The sequence below is a fragment of the Pseudomonas sp. S2_H01 genome, assembly GCF_054668305.1.
Map to the genome: position 1 here is coordinate 5,424,593 of NZ_CP162756.1, position 14,438 is coordinate 5,439,030.

At 58.5% G+C, this 14,438-nt stretch carries 13 protein-coding genes and 1 tRNA gene; 11 read left to right on the forward strand and 3 right to left on the reverse strand.

Annotated features, from left to right (window positions below; all coding sequences use genetic code 11):
* Positions 1-647: 647 nt before the first annotated feature.
* Positions 648-1,574 carry a hypothetical protein gene (locus AB4N84_RS24160; RefSeq protein WP_460043550.1) on the reverse strand — a complete coding sequence of 309 codons (927 nt, stop codon included), beginning with the start codon at positions 1,572-1,574 and terminating at the stop codon, positions 648-650.
* A gap of 374 nt (positions 1,575-1,948) precedes the next feature.
* Here AB4N84_RS24160 and AB4N84_RS24165 point away from each other — a divergent pair, with 374 nt between their 5' ends.
* Entirely contained in the window at positions 1,949-2,227 is a 279-nt protein-coding gene (locus AB4N84_RS24165) for a DUF2790 domain-containing protein (protein WP_074751291.1), read from the forward strand.
* Positions 2,228-2,384: 157 nt separating this feature from the next.
* Here AB4N84_RS24165 and AB4N84_RS24170 read toward each other — a convergent pair whose 3' ends face one another.
* On the reverse strand, positions 2,385-3,110 hold the full coding sequence (locus AB4N84_RS24170) for a ribonuclease T2 family protein (protein ID WP_460043551.1): 726 nt from the start codon (positions 3,108-3,110) through the stop codon (positions 2,385-2,387).
* Positions 3,111-3,346: 236 nt separating this feature from the next.
* Between AB4N84_RS24170 and AB4N84_RS24175 the strand changes: the two genes are divergently transcribed.
* Positions 3,347-3,547: a YbdD/YjiX family protein gene (locus tag AB4N84_RS24175; protein ID WP_074751286.1), complete on the forward strand. Its 201-nt coding sequence runs from the start codon at positions 3,347-3,349 to the stop codon at positions 3,545-3,547.
* A 10-nt stretch (positions 3,548-3,557) separates the two neighbouring features.
* Here AB4N84_RS24175 and ptrR read toward each other — a convergent pair whose 3' ends face one another.
* A complete protein-coding gene (ptrR, locus tag AB4N84_RS24180) occupies positions 3,558-4,457 on the reverse strand; it encodes a putrescine utilization regulator PtrR (protein WP_074751284.1) in 900 nt (299 codons plus the stop codon).
* 152 nt (positions 4,458-4,609) lie between these two features.
* Here ptrR and AB4N84_RS24185 point away from each other — a divergent pair, with 152 nt between their 5' ends.
* The 9 genes from AB4N84_RS24185 (at position 4,610) to AB4N84_RS24225 (ending at position 14,436) form a co-directional block, all read left to right on the forward strand.
* Positions 4,610-6,001 carry an aldehyde dehydrogenase family protein gene (locus AB4N84_RS24185; RefSeq protein ID WP_460043552.1) on the forward strand — a complete coding sequence of 464 codons (1,392 nt, stop codon included), beginning with the start codon at positions 4,610-4,612 and terminating at the stop codon, positions 5,999-6,001.
* A gap of 157 nt (positions 6,002-6,158) precedes the next feature.
* Positions 6,159-6,234: transfer RNA gene (locus AB4N84_RS24190), tRNA-Asn, on the forward strand.
* A 280-nt stretch (positions 6,235-6,514) separates the two neighbouring features.
* A complete protein-coding gene (locus AB4N84_RS24195) occupies positions 6,515-6,862 on the forward strand; it encodes a hypothetical protein (protein ID WP_460043553.1) in 348 nt (115 codons plus the stop codon).
* Positions 6,863-7,069: 207 nt separating this feature from the next.
* Positions 7,070-7,891, forward strand: coding sequence for an alpha/beta fold hydrolase (locus AB4N84_RS24200; protein WP_460047120.1), 822 nt, complete (start codon positions 7,070-7,072; stop codon positions 7,889-7,891).
* A gap of 196 nt (positions 7,892-8,087) precedes the next feature.
* Positions 8,088-9,677, forward strand: coding sequence for a sigma-54 interaction domain-containing protein (locus AB4N84_RS24205; protein ID WP_074751277.1), 1,590 nt, complete (start codon positions 8,088-8,090; stop codon positions 9,675-9,677).
* 251 nt (positions 9,678-9,928) lie between these two features.
* Positions 9,929-10,477, forward strand: a complete 549-nt coding sequence (locus AB4N84_RS24210; RefSeq protein ID WP_460043554.1) for an OsmC family protein — start codon at positions 9,929-9,931, stop codon at positions 10,475-10,477.
* 60 nt (positions 10,478-10,537) lie between these two features.
* Entirely contained in the window at positions 10,538-11,683 is a 1,146-nt protein-coding gene (locus AB4N84_RS24215; protein ID WP_460043556.1) for an acyl-CoA dehydrogenase, read from the forward strand.
* A complete protein-coding gene (locus tag AB4N84_RS24220; RefSeq protein ID WP_460043557.1) occupies positions 11,680-13,011 on the forward strand; it encodes an FAD-dependent oxidoreductase in 1,332 nt (443 codons plus the stop codon). Before AB4N84_RS24215 ends, AB4N84_RS24220 begins: the two co-directional genes overlap by 4 nt.
* A 27-nt stretch (positions 13,012-13,038) precedes the next feature.
* Positions 13,039-14,436, forward strand: coding sequence for a CmpA/NrtA family ABC transporter substrate-binding protein (locus AB4N84_RS24225; RefSeq protein ID WP_460043558.1), 1,398 nt, complete (start codon positions 13,039-13,041; stop codon positions 14,434-14,436).
* Positions 14,437-14,438 lie beyond the last annotated feature (2 nt).

Consider the following 14,438-nt stretch of genomic DNA (forward strand, 5'->3'; position numbering starts at 1 on the left):
TCGGTGCGATATCGCAGGTTTCCGTTTCCCCGCTCCGATGTTCTCTTGCTCGTCATTCCATACTTTGGTGTTATTGGCTGAACTTGCCTGATCGTGCTTTTATTGATAACTGGCGAACTAATAACCCGGCACTGGATCGAACTGCAAAGGATATGATCAGCAGCCATCCGGCGGATCGTCCTGTAAAGACGGGCGTGACGGCCCGACGAGGACTATCCTGTTCTGAAGGCGTGATCGCTGTTTTTATTTAACCGTTCGGTTCAACTGGATTGGGTGACTGTCTCGTTAAGCAGGCAGTTGAGCCATTTTCGGCGTTCTTTATTAAAAGAGTAAGTTATGGAAGGTCCAGGAAGACAACAGTGCCGAGGTAGGCAACCATCCGAGCATCTTGCTCACATCAACCGACATGACACTTGGAGCAATCGGTTATGAAGAGACAAATGATTTGGGGCCTGACGGTTTCCGTGCTGGCCTTGGGCGTGTCGGCTGCGTATGCAGCCTCAGATGTGAACGAGGGCAAGACGGTTGCGGAATACGGTTCCGAGAAAGTCGGCCCTAATAGAACAGCCTCAGATGGCGCGGATCATGTCGGGGCAAACGCGACAGCCGCCGATGGCGCTGACCACGTAGGTGCCAGCAAACTCGCCTCAGATGGCGCAGACCGTGTGGGGGCTAATCGTGTAGCAGCCGACGGCGCCGATCATGTTGGCGCCAATGCCACAGCATCTGACGGCGCGGATCATGTGGGTGCCGCGAAACTCGCCGCCGACGGCGCAGACCGCGTTGGCGCTAACCGTGTCGCAGCTGATGGCGCAGACCGCGTTGGCGCTAACCGTGTCGCAGCTGACGGCGCAGATCGCGTTGGCGCTAACCGTGTAGCGGCTGATGGCGCAGACCGCGTTGGCGCTAACCGTGTTGCGGCCGACGGTGCAGATCGTGTCGGTGCCAACCGTGTTGCGGCCGACGGTGCAGATCGTGTCGGTGCCAACCGTGTTGCGGCCGACGGTGCAGATCGTGTCGGTGCCAACCGTGTTGCGGCCAATGGCGCAGATCGCGTGGGCGCTAACCGTGTGGCTGCCGACGGCGCAGATCGCGTTGGCGCAAACCGTGTAGCGGCTGATGGCGCAGATCGCGTGGGCGCTAACCGTGTCGCAGCTGACGGTGCAGACCGTGTTGGCGCCAACCGTGTAGCGGCTGATGGCGCAGACCGCGTTGGCGCTAACCGTGTAGCGGCTGATGGCGCAGACCGCGTGGGCGCTAACCGTGTAGCGGCTGACGGCGCAGATCGCGTGGGCGCTAACCGTGTTGCGGCCGACGGTGCAGATCGTGTCGGCGCTAACCGTGTAGCGGCTGATGGCGCAGATCGTGTCGGCGCTAACCGTGTCGCGGCAGATGGTGCCGATCATGTCGGCGCCAATGCGGTTGCCGCCAACGGCAAGCCTGAGCGAGGGCTGGCGTCTGACGGTTCCGACAAGGTCGGTGCCGGGCGTACCGCAGCCAGTCCGCTGGACCACATGAACTTCCGTGAAGTGGCCGGTGAGATGGACTACGACCGACTCACCAAATAGCAACACCTGAAGCGATCATCCTGCGCAGGGTGATCGCTTTTTCTTTGCCTGGCATTTTCGACGTCATAAGTAATGGTAGCGGGCTCAATACTGCTCGATATCGTTGTAAACAGTCATGTATTTACGGTGCGCACCTGCAGTGCAGTGCAGTGCAGTGCAGTGCAGTGCAGTGATGTGCGCACGTCAGTTAAAGCGTTGCCATCATTTACAACAACAGTCTGTTACTCGGAATGAAACAATCTTCTTATATCAACGCCGCTAATGTGTCTTATCGACCGTAAATATTTACCCTCTCGAGAACAATGGTGAAGAATCAGCCACAAGCAAACGAACATACGCTTTGCTTACTTAAGAATCACACCCACTTCTGGAGATTTAAAATGAAAACTTTAGCCTTCGCAGCCTTGTCCGTCTTCACTGCATTCGCTTCCGTAAGCGCCTTCGCTGACACCCAGTCCAGCGCACAGCCTCTGACTCAGGTTGAGCAGTACAACCGTCACAAAGGCATCGACGTTGCCAAGGTCACCAGCGTTAAAACCGCTCAAGACCCTGAAAAAGTCGACGGCCTGGTTAAATCCACCATGATCTACGTGGACGGTTCGGGCGTCACTCACAGCCTGGAATACACCACCATGGGTTACGGCCGTCAGAACGGCTAAACGATCTGGTAGTGATTTATGCTGATAGCCGCACACAAAAACGCTGCATTTAATGCAGCGTTTTTTTATGCCCGCGCAATCGCTGAGACTTCAACGGTATAGGTGAAAGATCCGGTCTCCACTCTTGAGTCTGAGAGAGTAAAGGTGCCTCAGATGATCAACTGGGCGCAGTCGGGATGACAATCTTCCTTGCAGGATCGCAGGCGGTGCCAATCTGTAGGCCCTGGTCGATGTAAGGTGCCCCGGTCCTGTCCTTATTCAACAGATAGAACACTTCAAACAGGTACTGCTCATTTTTGTACGTTGCACACCGATAGGACGTATTGGGCGGGAACAATGTCTGTATGTCCGATAGCGTCGTTCCACCCTCGACGCCGATGAGTGCTCCGAACGCATGTTCATCAAAGGTCGCGAATGTTCGAAGATTGATGAAGTCTTTAAAGTAGTCCAGCGAGGAACCTCCATAGCAAGTGCCGTGTTTCTGCCATTCGTGCTTCATCAATCCTTCCGGGTTGTCGGTCACGATTTGAATGAATCCCGGAATAGCTTTCGCGTCGGCAATGTTCGCCTCTGTGAGTGCGCACGCTGTGTCTTGCGTACAGCCGATTGATTGGGTACATGAATCAGGATGTCGGTTCTGGCTGGAGGGGTTTGTCTTCAGATAAGGCCAGATGCCGTGTGTGTAAAACTCGGACCTGGGTGTCGTCTTGCAGGCATTTAGCAGGCAGTAGGTTGGCTGCCAGGTCATGGCGTAGACAAGATAATCGTAGTGGTCGGCACCGCTTTCGAGAATCGGTGTTTCCTCATTCACGTCGAGCGCGAAGGCCGTGGCCGAAAAGAATAGCCCTATGCCAAAAGCCCCTAGCATTGTCTTCAGCTTCATCGTCCGCTTCCTCGCGTCATTCCAGTCCGTGATTCAGCCTACCCCTGATCACTGAAGGGCGAACCTGTCAAAAATGACAGTCCGTTAGGCTATATGGCGATAAGCCGTCGCGATTACCGGTAGGCAGCGTGCAGAGGCTGCTGCGTTCTGATACGGCAAAGATGAGTGCGTTCTGCTCCGTGCAAAATCCCGTGATCGAGCGCATTCTGGTGGCATCGCTTTCACGAGGTCTCCCCATGTTCACTAAAACCTTTGCTGCCGTTGCACGTGTCAGTCGCGCTGCGCGTTTGATGTTGGGCATGCCCGACTACGACGGGTACCTTGCGTTCATGGCCACGCATCACCCGGATGAGCCCGTGATGGCTTACGAAGCGTTCTTCCGTGAACGCGAGAAGGCCCGTTACAGTCAGCGCCAATGCAATGCGCGTTGCTGCTGAGGACCGGACGTCAAGCCGGGATTGATGGAGGGACGGGCGGTGATGTTTCGTGTACGGCCGTCTGCACCAGATCGATGAAGGCATTCAATGCGGGTGAGCGTACGCCGCGCCTCCACGTCAGCCAGATATTCAGGTAACGAAACGCTTCGCTTAACGGGTACGCGTTCACATTGCGGCTGCCCGGCATGCTTTCCAGCATGCTGCGCGGGATCATCGCCACACCGGCGCCGGCGGTCACGCAGGCGAGCATGCCGTGATAGGACTCCATCTCGAAGATCTTGCCCGGTGTTGCCAGGTCCGCTTTGAACCAGGCTTCGAAATGGCGTCTGTAGGAGCAGTTCTGGCGAAACGCATAGACCGTCTTGCTGCTCACATCCCGCGCACGCGTCACCGGTTCATGGCTTGCGGCCGTGATCAGCAGCATTTCCTCCTCGAACAATTCGATTCCTTCCAGCTCCGGATGCCGCAACGGTCCGTCGACGAACGCCGCGCTGAGCCGACCTGACAGCACGCCGTCGATCATGTCGCCTGAAGGTCCGGTCGACAGGTCCAGTTCGACCTTCGGATAACGTTGATGAAACTCAGCCAGCAGGGAAGGGATACGCACCGCTGCCGTACTTTCCATCGAACCCAGCGAAAACACACCTTGCGGCTCCGAACCCGAGGTCGCCTGTCTGGCTTCGTCGACCAGTTCCAGAATGCGCCGCGCGTAATCGAGAAACGTCCAGCCGGTGGGCGAGAGCCGCAAGCGCAGCTTCTCTCGAATGAACAGATCGACGCCCAGTTCCTGCTCCAGTTGCTTGATGCGCGTGGTCAGGTTCGAAGGCACGCGGTGCAAACGCTGCGCGGCGGCGGTGATGCTGCCTTCTTCGGCGATGGCCTTGAACAGCTCGAGTTGGGTCAGGTCCATAAGCGAAGCCTCAGTCTTTCTCAAATCGAGAATGTATTTTTGATAATTATTCATTATCGGAAATTCGATCGAGAGCCTATCGTGGTCTCAAGACTTCAGCAACGGGTGCTCGCCTGACGGTGAAGATCACGCCCATTCAACAGGATTTCGTTATGTCCAAACACGCCTCTGCGACCCACGCCATTTCGCTGAACCCTGCCACGGGTGTGGTCTTCGCCCAATACCCGTTCGAAACAGCCGCCGAGCTTGAGCAGTCCTTGGCACGCAGCGCCGCAGGTTTCAAATTCTGGCGCAAACAGCCGGTCAGTGCGCGCGCCGAACAATTGCGCAAGATGGCCACGGCCCTGCGTCACAACGCCGAGGCAATGGCACAGATGATCACCGCCGAAATGGGCAAGCCAATCAGTCAGGCCCGTGGTGAAGTCGAAAAGTGCGCCGTCACCTGCGAGTGGTACGCCGAAAACGGCCCCGCGATGCTGACGCCGGAAAAGACCCCGGTAGAAAATGACAAGGCGTACATCGACTATCTGCCGCTGGGCCCCATCCTGACCGTGATGCCGTGGAACTTCCCGATCTGGCAAGTGCTCCGCGGCGCGATTCCGATGATCCTTGCAGGCAACACCTACGTGCTCAAGCACGCGCCGAACGTGATGGGCTGCGCGTACCTGTTGCGCGATGCCTGGGTGGAAGCCGGACTGCCGGAAGGTGTCTTTGAGGTCATCAACGTCACCAACGAAGGCGTGTCCACGGCCATTGCCGACCCGCGCATTGCGGCGGTCGCGGTCACCGGCAGCGTGCGTGCAGGCTCTGCGATCGCCGCTCAGGCGGGCGCAGCGCTGAAGAAGTGCGTACTGGAACTGGGCGGCTCCGATCCGTTCATCGTGCTGGGCGATGCGGACCTCGACGAGGCCGTCAAAGCGGCAACGGTCGGGCGTTATCAGAACAGCGGTCAGATCTGCGTGGCCGCCAAGCGCATCATCGTCGAAGAGAGCGTATTGCCAGCGTTCACCGAGAAATTCGTGGCGGCGGTCAAGGCACTGAAGGTCGGCGATCCCTTGGTCGAAGCACATTACATCGGGCCGATGGCCCGTTATGACCTGCGCGATGAGCTCCACGCTCAGGTACAGAAAACCGTGAGCGAAGGCGCCACTTTGCTGTTCGGCGGCGAAAAGCTGGCAGGTGAGGGCAACTATTACGCGCCGACCATCCTGGCAAATGTGACCCCCGACATGACGTCCTTCAAGGAAGAGTTGTTCGGCCCGGTCGCGTCGCTGATCGTCGCCCAGGACGCCGAGCATGCCGTCGAACTGGCCAATGACAGTGAGTTCGGCCTGGCGGGCAGCGTCTGGACCGCGGACGAGCAAAAAGCGCGCGACATTGCCTCTCGCCTGGAAACGGGCGGCGTGTTCATCAACGGCTACACAGCGTCCGATGCCCGCGTGCCGATTGGCGGCGTGAAGAAAAGCGGTTTCGGTCGCGAGTTGTCGCACTTCGGCATCCGCGAATTCTGCAACGCGCAGACCGTCTGGCTGGATCGTCGTTAAGCCGGACTGATCCGATGAATGATCGCCCCGTGCGGTGAGTGCCGCACGGGGCGTCGTCGTCTGACAGGCGCTTGATCCATTAAACACCTGATTATCCTGCTAATTTTTTCACTTCGTTGCTTGACATCTGTTTTTCAGACAGTAAGATAGCCGGCATTCCGCGATAGCTCAGTTGGTAGAGCAAGTGACTGTTAATCACTGGGTCCCTGGTTCGAGTCCAGGTCGTGGAGCCAAACGAAACACTGAAAAGGCCAGCGCATTGCGCTGGCCTTTTTTGTTTCTGTCAGCCAGCCGTTCATGCGCTGTGCCGGCCTCTCCTGATCCCGAAATCTCCCGCGCCATCGTCTTTCCCGGGCGAGAACGAGCGCCTGTGCGTCATACGAAGGTTTAGGCCCGGTATCCGAATCGACGATAGCGGCCACCGACCGTGCGACCGATGATACCCAGCAGGCCAATCACATCCACACGCCGCTCAGCAGTCGGTGGAAGCGCAGCCGTTACCTGGAGAGCTCTATGAACGTTCAATCCGCATCCCGAGTCGTTCTGGTTCACACGCATGAACACCTCCTGGCCGATTGCGGCCAGCTGCTCAGAGACTCGGTAGACCTGGCAAACAACGACGCTGGCTGCGTGGACTGTCAGCTTCACAGCGACGCCCCCGGGCTGGGTCGCTGGATCATTCAGGGCGTGTGGCTGAGCGAGGATTCCATGCGCATGAGCGTCGAGCGGGTATTTCAGCCTTTGTTCGATGGGTTGATTGCCAGCAACGCGCTTTTATCCATTCGCGTGTGCCAGGACGAACATACGGCTGGTGTGTTTGAAGACAAGCCGAATCACGCCGCCTTCAGCACCTTTTTCTAGAACCCGCATTCTTAGTCTGACTTTCGTGCATCGCCGAAAGAGGGAGGTAGTGTGTCTGACACCCATGAAACGCCATCGAGTTCACGCCGACAAATGTTGAAGGTGAGTGCGACCGTACTGGCCGCGAGCTCGCTTTCTGGAATGGTGGTGGGCGGCAGTGTCGCTCAAGCCGCAACAGCCTCGCACACCGCTGGAGAACCCACCGACATGACAAGCTTTACCACGACTGACGGCACTAAAATTTTCTACAAGGATTGGGGGTCGGGTCAGCCGATCGTGTTCCACCATGGCTGGCCGCTCAGTGCCGATGACTGGGATGCCCAGATGCTGTTTTTCGTCTCCAAGGGCTACCGTGTGATCGCCCATGACCGCAGAGGGCATGGACGCTCCACGCAAACCGCCACCGGTAATGACATGGACACCTACGCTGCGGACGTGGCTGAGTTGGTGGCTCATCTGAAGCTGACCAACGCCGTGCATATCGGTCATTCCACCGGCGGTGGCGAGGTGGCGCGTTATGTCGCCCGGCACGGTGCTGGCCGCGTGGCGAAAGCGGTGTTAATCGGCGCAGTGCCTCCGATCATGGTCAAGTCGGCTGCAAACCCTGGCGGTCTGCCGATGGAAGTGTTCGATGGCTTTCGCTCGGCGCTGGCCGCCAATCGCGCCCAGTTCTACACAGAGGTGCCGATACCGTTTTATGGCTACAACCGCGAGGGTGCCAAGGTTTCGGAAGGGGTGAAAGGCAACTGGTGGCGCCAGGGAATGATCGGTGGAGCGAAAGCCCAATATGACTGCATCAAGGCGTTTTCGGAAACCGACTTCACCGAAGACTTGAAGAAGATTACCGTGCCGGTACTGATCCTTCACGGCGATGACGATCAAATCGTCCCCATCGCTGACTCTGCCGAGCTGTCCATCAAGCTGGTCAAAAACGGGACACTCAAGGTTTACAAAGGGTATCCCCACGGGATGTGCACCACTCATCCTGAGGTCATCAACGAGGATCTCCTGGCGTTTATCAAACGCTAAGCCACCACGAGCCCTTCGCAGTGTTGCTGAAGGGCTCATTCACGTTCTCGATCGCTGTCGTTACTGGCGGGCGATGAGACTGACGGGGAGAGGATGTTGGCTGGCGAAGCAACGAGCCTGATAAATCTGCCATGGTCAGATGCGATATTCGGCGTCATCATCGACGCAGATGAAGGCCGAAATCGGGGATACGTGATTGGACAACGCCACTGCTGAGCAGGACTTCGAAGCATCACCGTCGTTCTGGCGTTCACAGGAAATGCTCCTGCTGCAACAGGTCACGGGGTTGATGGGCAAGGAGCTGGCGTCTGACACAGTGCTCAACGAAATGCTGCACCTGCTCTCCGAACTTCTGGGCCTGAATCGCGGCCGTATCGTGCTCTTTGACGAAGCGGCGGGGCAGGCGTGCATTCGCTATGCCTACGGATTGACGCGCGATGAAATCAAGCGAGGGGTTTACGCGCTGGAGGAAGGGATCACCGGGCGCGTACTGGCGCGTGGGCAGTTGATCATCGTGCAGGACATCGACAAAGAACCGTCTTTCCTTGGCCGTGTGGTCGAGCGCTCGAAGCTGCCACCGGGCCCTGTTTCCTACATTGCACTGCCGATCATGATCGGGCAGAAGGTGATAGGCGTTTTGGCCACGCACCGGATCCGTATGCGTGCAAGACCGCTAACCGATGATCTAAGCATTCTGCGAATCCTGGCGACCATGGCCGGGCAGATTCTGCATCTTCGGACCTACGTCAAAGAGAAAACCGAGGCCCTGGAGATGCGCAATCAACAACTGGCGCGCGCTCTGGAAATCCGTACCAATCGATACGGCATTGTCGGGACTTCCCCTGAGCTTCTCAGGGCCGTTTCGGAGTTGGAACGCGTGTCTAACTCGACCGCCAGTGTGTTGCTGCTGGGCGAGTCGGGCACAGGCAAAGAGCTGTTTGCGCGGGCCTTGCATCTCGCAAGCCCCCGGCAGGACAAACCGTTCATCAAGATCAATTGCGCGGCCATACCCGACACGCTTTTCGAATCCGAGTTGTTTGGCTACGAACGCGGAGCCTTCACGGGCGCGAACAGTGCCCGAGCCGGGTGGTTTGAACAGGCGGACGGCGGCACGATTTTTCTGGATGAGATCGGAGAGTTGCCGTTGTCGATGCAGTCCAAGCTGCTGCGCACACTTCAGGAAGGCACGATCACCCGCCTGGGTGGAAAACGAGAGGTCAAGGTCAACGTAAGGCTGGTGGCCGCGACCAACCGCGACCTGGCCATCGAGGTGAGCCAAGGCGTTTTTCGACAGGATTTGTACTATCGCCTCAACGTTATCCCCATTCTGCTGCCGACCCTGGCCGGTCGGCGAGGCGACATCCCCGCGCTGGCGTTGCAGTTCCTCAACCGGATAAATCAGGCCAATCAACGCAACGTTAGCTTCGATGCCACGGCCATTGAGCGTCTGCAGCTACACGACTGGCCAGGCAATATTCGCGAGCTTTCGAACCTGATCGAACGCATGGTGTTGCTGGCCGACAGGGCTGTATTGAGCGCAGCGGATGTGGAGCGTTTTCTGCCGACGCTCGAACAGGTCAGTTCCTCTCCGGGTGACGCAAGCGGTCCGCCGAACGCGCCTCATCAGCATGATCTGATACGGCCTTATGTGTCCGCCAGTTCCCACTCGCCCGATGAACTGCGCAAGGCCGTCGAGCGTTGTGGCGGGAATAAATCCCGCGCGGCGCAAGTGCTGGGGATGACCGCCCGGCAATTCAATTACCGCTGGAAAAGAGCGGGTTTCTAGAAGCGAGCCCGGCCTACAAATTGTCGACATTGTTAACAATGTCGACAATTTGTAGGTGGATTGAAGTTGGCTTTTAAAGACTTCATCTGCGCCAGTTAAATAATTGATCAACTTCAAGCTCATGATTTATAAAATAAATAATTTATTTTAATCGCGCTGCCGAGCATTGGCACAGCCGTTGCGATAGTCCATTGGCGAAAGAGCACTGCGTTCCCGGCAGGCTCACTGTTCAAGTCCAATGGAGATCAAACATGTCCACTGCAACCGCCCAAACCGTCACCACCTACCTGAAGCCAATCGATCGCACAGGTCTTGAGGCTTTCGCGGAGAAGGGCCGCAACAATCCTCAGATGCGTGGCACCAACAAGGTTCATACGGTCACTCAAGGCATGTTCCGCACCCTCAGCTATGTGGGCGATCACACCCCCGTCGTGGTCGATGAGCCGCTGCATCTGTTTGGCGAAAACACGGCGCCGGCGCCTGGCGAAATCATCTTGTCCGGCCTCGGCGGTTGCCTCGCCGTGGGCATCACCGCTGTTGCCACCTGGATGAACGTCAAACTCAGCAAACTCGAAGTGTTTCTGGAAGGCGACATCGGCAACCCCTCCGCGTGGGGTGCCGGTGGTGCGGAAAAACAGCCGCTGGAAATGGGCTTCCAGGACATCCGCGTGAAGGTGCTGGTGGAAGGCGATGCTTCCCGCGAAACCCTCGATGAAATCGTCCGTCTGGCGAACTTCGCCTCGCCAATGGCCAACACCTTGCGCAATCCGATTCCGTTCAGCATCAGCCTGGCTGAGTGATCGTCGGCTATTGGATCAAGCGCACCACGGTTGACGTACACCACTGAGGGAGGAGTTGCCATGAACAACATTGCTGTTGCTTTCGCCGCTGCGGGACGCACCGCAGACTGGAGCGACGACGCACAGGTGCTTAGTGAAGTCAGTCGCATTGCGGCTGGCCCGCTGGCGCAGGCGGCACACCGGATCGATGAAGGTCATTACCCGCTGGATATCATGGCAACCCTCGGACAGGCAGGCGCGTTTGCGGCGCATCTGAAGCAGCAAGGCAATCGCTTCGACGTCGCCATTGGCAGCATGCACGAGGCCAGTCGCAGCTGCGGCTCGACTGGTTTTTTGATGTGGTGCCATGACGTTTGCGGCCTGTACATGGATCAGTCGGACAACACAGCGCTTCGTGGCCGCCTGGAGGCGCATACCGAAGGCCTCACTTTCGGTGGTACGGCGCTCTCCAATCCCATGAAGGCCCTGGCGGGTATTGAAACCCTCATCCTGCGGGCCCGCAAAGTCGCTGGGGGTTATGTGGTGAACGGCGCCTTGCCGTGGGTCAGTCACATCAACCGTGGCCAATACTGCGGCGCTATCGCGGGTGTGGAACGAGACGACGGTTCGATCTCCCACGAGATCATGTTCATGCTCGACATCGATGAGCGTGTCGAACTCAAGACCTGCCCGGAGTTTTCCGGCATGGAAGGCACCAGCACCTTTGGTATCCGGCTGGTCGATTACTTTGTTGCGCAGGACAACCTGATTGCCGATCCTGCGCGACCTTTCATTCAGCGCATCCGTGGCGCGTTCATCCTGCTTCAGTCAGGGATGGCCACCGGCGTGACCCAAGGCAGCATCGACTCGATACGTGAGGTCGAATCGACGCTTGGCCACGTCAATCAGTTCCTGCACAACGGCCCGGACGAGTTGCAGTTTGAACTCGACGATCTCAACAGCCGGGTGCTGAAGCTATGCCGGACGCCGTACGAAACCAGCAAGGATTATTTGCTCGACGTACTCGATGCGCGGGTGCAAGGCGCTGAGCTGGCCCTCAAGGCCTCGCAGTCGGCCTTGCTGCACCAGGGCGCTCGTGGCTACCGGATGAGTGCCGCCCCGCAGCGCAGAATCCGTGAAGCCCATTTCGTCGCCATCGTCACGCCCGCCATCAAGCACCTGCGCTGGGAAATGGCGCGGTTGATGAAAGAGGAGCTGCCAGCATGAGCGCGCTGACCAAACCCTGGCTGCAATTCATCTGCCGCGCCTGCGGGCTGATCTACGACGAGGAACTGGGTGATCCGGACAGCGGCCTGCCGCCGGGCACCCGTTTCGAAGACATACCGGACGATTGGGAATGTCCGCTGTGTGGCGTGACCAAGACTGATTTTGAGCTGTTCGTCAAACGTGAAGTCGAGGCAGTGAGCCACGTTCCGAGCGCCCATCGCGGCACCGGGATTGTCGTGGTCGGCGGCGGTCTGTCGGGCTGGGCGATGGTCGAGGCCATTCGCGAACTGGACGGTTCGGTGCCCGTTACTCTGATCAGCGCCTGCAACGGCAACCGTTATCACAAGCCGGAGCTGTCACTGGCGGTCAGTCGTGGCCAGACCGCGCAATCCCTGGTGCGTGAGACCGCCCATGACGCTGCCGCTCGGCTGGGCGTGCGGTTGTACACCGAAACGTCGGTGGTGGGGCTTACACCCGCGTTGCATCAGTTGCGCACCACCCGCGGCACCCTCAATTACACCAAGCTGGTGTTGGCGCAGGGCGCTCGCCCGGCACTGCCGGCCGCCTTGCCACCAAGCTTGTGCTGGCGCGTCAACAACCTCAACGAATGGTCGGGATTGCAGAACCTTTTGAGCCAGCGTTCTCAGCGTGTTGCCATCGTCGGCGCCGGCATGGTGGGGTGTGAACTGGCGGAAGATTTCGCCCGGGCAGGGCACAGCGTTACCCTGATCGATCGCAATCCGTTGCCACTGACAGGGCTGTTGCCTGACCTCGCCGCGGAGCTGTTGCTGAGCAGCCAGCAACGCCTGGGCATCATGTTCGTCGGCAGTGTGCAAGTGGCAGGTATCGAGGGCACATCGAACGGTGTGAAGAGGCTGGCAACGGAGTGCGGTCGCCAATTCGAATTCGATCAGGTAGTGGCTGCGACGGGCTTGATCACTGATGGCCGGTTGGCACACAACGCCGGACTGGCATTCGACCGGGGCATTCAGGTCGATCCAACCACCCTGATGACCAGCGATCCTGATATTCACGCTTTGGGCGATTGCATCAGCCTGGCGGGTCTGCCGTGCCGATTCGTGGAGCCGATTTCATTGCAGGCCAACGTAATTGCCCATGCGCTGCTGGGTAAGGCACACGCGGGCTACGTCCACGTGCAACCGGTGATCCGTCTGAAAACACGTTCTTTGCCCATCGTACTGCGCGGCCTGCCGTCAGCTGCCGGGACGTGGCGTGTCGTCGAGCAAGGCGAGGGGCATCTTCGGATGGAGCAGGACCTCGACGGCCTCATGGCCTCCACATTGCAAGTTGGACAGGCAGCGGCCTGACCCTCACTTTCCACAAGGACACTGGGCATGAGCGACGACAACTTTTACCGCCCGTACGGCACCGATTCGACCTTGTCGGGCTGCACCTGCGGACAGCACGCCAGCCAACAGGCGCACGATGCCGGTGCCGAAAGTGCCCGCATGGCACGCGGGCAAGATGCAGAAGCCTTGTCTCGGGATTTCGTTGAGGCCGCCGCGATCCGCGCCTTGTTTCCCAACGACAACGCCCGTCGCCGATTTCTGAAGGCCGTGGGCATCGGCGCAGCAATGGCAGCCATCAACAGTCTGTTGCCGATTCAAGCAATGCAGGCCATGGCAGAAGACAAGCCCGGCGCGCTGGAAAAGAAAAACCTGAAGATCGGCTTTATCCCGATCAACTGCGCGACGCCGCTGATCATGGCTGACCCGCTGGGCTTGTATAAGGCGCAGGGCCTCAACGTCACGCTGCAAAAAACCGCAGGCTGGGCGCTGGTTCGCGACAACATGCTCAACGGTGAATTGGACGCCTCGCACTTCCTCGCACCGATGCCGCTGACCATCTCGCTCGGTCTTGGCTCCAACGCTCAACCGATGCGCGTTGCGAGCATTCAGAACACCAACGGTCAGGCGATCACCCTGGCGCTCAAACACAAGGACAACCGCGATCCGCGTAACTGGAAGGGTTTCAAGTTTGCCATTCCGTTCGAGTTCTCGATGCACAACTTCCTGTTGCGCTATTACCTGGCCGAACATGGCCTCGACCCTGACCGCGACGTGCAGCTTCGAGTCACTCCGCCTGCGGAAATGATCGCCAACCTGCGCGCGGGCAACATCGATGGATTTTTGGGCCCCGACCCTTTCAATCAGCGGGCGGTGTACGACGAGATTGGCTTCATCCACATCCTCTCGAAGGAAATCTGGGACGGTCACCCTTGCTGCTCGTTTGGCACGTCACAGAAATTCATCGAAGAGAACCCGAATACCTTTGCTGCCTTGTACCGGGCCATTCTTAACGCTGCCGCGATGGCACGCGACCCGGCCAATCGCACGATGATCGCGCAAACCATCTCCACGCCGAATTACCTGAACCAGCCGGAAATCGTCATTCGCCAAGGGCTCACCGGTCGCTTTGCCGATGGGTTGGGTGTGGTGCAGGACGATCCGCGGCGCTCTGACTTCGATCCGATGCCCTGGTATTCGATGGCGACCTGGATGCTCACCCAGCTCAAGCGCTGGGGCTATATCAAGGGCGATATGGATTTCAACGGCATCGCCGAGCAGGTGTTCCTGATGACTGACGCTCGCCGCCAGATGCACGAGCTGGATATGCGAGAGGCCAGCGCCGAACCGTTGTCGGGCTACAAGGCGTTTTCGGTCATGGGCCGCCCGTTCGATCCTACTCAACCCAAGGCCTATCTCGATGGTTTCGCCATCAAGCGCGCGTAAGA

Bases quoted from the DNA above. Each gene is read 5' to 3' on its own strand.
- AB4N84_RS24165 (WP_074751291.1), top strand. From the start codon at position 1,949: ATGAAAACTTTAGCCTTCGCAGCCTTGTCCGTCTTCACTGCATTCGCT.
- AB4N84_RS24170 (WP_460043551.1), bottom strand. From the start codon at position 3,110: ATGAAGCTGAAGACAATGCTAGGGGCTTTTGGCATAGGGCTATTCTTT.
- AB4N84_RS24175 (WP_074751286.1), top strand. From the start codon at position 3,347: ATGTTCACTAAAACCTTTGCTGCCGTTGCACGTGTCAGTCGCGCTGCG.
- ptrR (WP_074751284.1), bottom strand. From the start codon at position 4,457: ATGGACCTGACCCAACTCGAGCTGTTCAAGGCCATCGCCGAAGAAGGC.
- AB4N84_RS24185 (WP_460043552.1), top strand. From the start codon at position 4,610: ATGTCCAAACACGCCTCTGCGACCCACGCCATTTCGCTGAACCCTGCC.
- AB4N84_RS24195 (WP_460043553.1), top strand. From the start codon at position 6,515: ATGAACGTTCAATCCGCATCCCGAGTCGTTCTGGTTCACACGCATGAA.
- AB4N84_RS24200 (WP_460047120.1), top strand. From the start codon at position 7,070: ATGACAAGCTTTACCACGACTGACGGCACTAAAATTTTCTACAAGGAT.
- AB4N84_RS24210 (WP_460043554.1), top strand. From the start codon at position 9,929: ATGTCCACTGCAACCGCCCAAACCGTCACCACCTACCTGAAGCCAATC.
- AB4N84_RS24215 (WP_460043556.1), top strand. From the start codon at position 10,538: ATGAACAACATTGCTGTTGCTTTCGCCGCTGCGGGACGCACCGCAGAC.
- AB4N84_RS24220 (WP_460043557.1), top strand. From the start codon at position 11,680: ATGAGCGCGCTGACCAAACCCTGGCTGCAATTCATCTGCCGCGCCTGC.
- AB4N84_RS24225 (WP_460043558.1), top strand. From the start codon at position 13,039: ATGAGCGACGACAACTTTTACCGCCCGTACGGCACCGATTCGACCTTG.